Here is a 2,308-nt window from a genome sequence, read left to right as displayed (position 1 = left end):
TGTTCACCGCGTCGTTGGCTTTCACCGCCGCACCGACGTTGGTGATGCGGCGCGTGGCCGGACCGGTGGTGCCGTTGCCGCCACCGACCGAGACCACGTTGGCTTCGCTGGTGCGTGCACCGGCACCCAGCGCGACGCTGCCCGCGCCACTGGCCGAGGAACTCTTGCCCACCGCCGTGGCATTGATGCCGCTGTAGGCGTAGCTGTCCTGGCCGATCGCGGTGGAGCCGGCCGAGGTGGCCCATGCCAGCTGGCCGACCGCCGTGGTCTGCGCCGCAGTAGCCCAGGCATTGGAACCGGCCGCGACGCTGTTGGCACCGCTGGCCTGCGAGGCGTAGCCGATGGCGTTGGCGTAGGCACCGGACGCGGTGCTGCCCCAGCCCAGTGCCGAGGCGTAGTCGCCGCTGGCCTCGGCACCGTAGCCGAGCGCGGTGGTCCGCACCCCGCTGGCCGCGCTGAACGCGCCCACTGCGGTGCTGTAGTCGCTGCCCGCTTCGGCGCTGTAGCCGAACGCCGCCGACTGCAGCCCGGCCGACGTGGACCCGGCACCGCTGGCGGTGCTGAACACCCCGGTGGCCTGCGCACCAGCGCCGAGCGCGGTGGCGCCGGTGCCGCTGGCACTGGTGGCCTTGTCCAGGATCACGTTGCCGTTGGCATCTTCGTAGTACAGCGCGCCACCGATGGCAGTGGCCGAATCGGCGGTGGCCGAGGCGTTGAAGCCCGACGCCGACGCATTGCGGCCGGAGGCCAGTGCGCCGCTGCCGTAGGCCGATGCCCCAGTGCCGTACGCATTGGCGGCTTCACCGGCGGCGGTGGCGTAGGCGCCATCGACATAGGCCCCCACGTCATCGCCGTTGCCGCTGCCGGAGGCCTTGAACTGGCGGTTGGTCTGCTCGGCCACCTCGGCCACGGCGCTCAACTGATTGACGTTGACCGCATCGGTGCCTTCGGTACCGTCGGCCACGTTGGTGATCTGCCGCTGCGCGGTGGCGGTGCCGACCGAAACCGTGTTGTCACGCTCGGCCGACGAACCGGCGCCCAGCGCGACACTGTTGACGCCTTCGGCGATGGCGTTGGCACCGAGCGCGGTGCTGTTGGCCGCATCGGCCCACGAGTTCCAGCCGATCGCGGTGGCGTAGTCATCGGTTGCCCAGGCACCGGCACCGAACGCCGCCGCACCGGTGCCGCTGGCACGGGCAGGCAGCAGGCCGAAGAAGGTCGAGCCACCGATGGCCACGCTTTCATCGCCGGTCGCTTCGCTGGATTCACCCAGCGCCACCGAACTGGCCCCCGAGGCCGTGGCCGACGTGCCCACGGCCGTGGCCAGGGCGTTGGACGCGATCGCGCCGTAGCCCAATGCGTTGGACAGGCGCCCGGTGGCTTCGCTGTAACTGCCGAAGGCCGATGCACCGGCGTCCGACGCGGTGCTGCGGAAGCCGGTCGCGGTGGCCTGCTGGCCACTAGCCGACGACTCGAAGCCGTTGGCGGTGGCATAGGCGCCGCTGGCAATGGCCCCACCGCCAACCGCGCTGGCACCGATCTCGCTGGCGCTGGCGTTGCTGCCCAGCGCCACGCTGTTCTCGCCCGTGGCCTGCGCGTTGCTGCCCAGTGCGGCGGCACCGTCGGCGCTGGCCAGTGCGTTGGTGCCCACTGCCGTGGCGCTGGCGGCCAGCGCATTGGCACCGGCACCCAGTGCGGTGGCACCGTCGCCGATCGCATTGGCCGCTTCACCGGCGGCCAGCGCATCGTCGCCTTCCACGTACGCACCGGCATCGCTGTTGTCGCTGCCGCTGGCCTGGAAGTACTTGCTGGTGGCTTCACCCGCGGCGGCCACCGCGTTCAACTGATTGAGGTTGACCGCATCGGTGCCTTCGGTACCGGCGGCCACGTTGGTGATCTGGCGCTGCGCATCGGCACTGCCGACCGACACGCTGTCGTCGCGGTCGGCGATGGAATCGGCACCGAGGGCCACGCTGTTCTCACCACTGGAAGTGGCCGCGTTGCCGAGCGCGGTGCTGTTCACGCCCGGCGACCATGCCCCGCCGCCCACGGCGGTGGAGTAGTTGCCCGACGCTTCGGTGGCCAGCAGACCGAACAGCGAGCCGCCCACGGCCACGCTGTTGGTGCCGGTGGCCAGGCTGCCCTGGCCGGTGGCGGTGCTGTACGCCCCGGACGCCTCGGCATCACCACCCACGGCGACGCTGTTGGACCCGGTCGCCTGGGCGAAGCTGCCCAGTGCGGTGGCGTTGAAGGCGCTGGCCACGGCCAGCCCACCGATGGCGGTGGTGTAACCGGCGGTGGCTTCGGC

The 2,308-nt window shown here is 71.4% G+C and carries 1 pseudogene; it reads right to left on the bottom strand.

Annotated features, from left to right (window positions below):
• Window positions 1-2,308 (bottom strand): annotated as a pseudogene (locus DBR34_RS21905) (cell surface protein); the annotation flags it as partial.

It is taken from the genome of Stenotrophomonas sp. HMWF003, assembly GCF_003061285.1.
GTDB classification, from domain to species: Bacteria; Pseudomonadota; Gammaproteobacteria; order Xanthomonadales; family Xanthomonadaceae; genus Stenotrophomonas; species Stenotrophomonas maltophilia_AP.
This window is presented reverse-complemented; position numbering and strand designations above follow the sequence as displayed.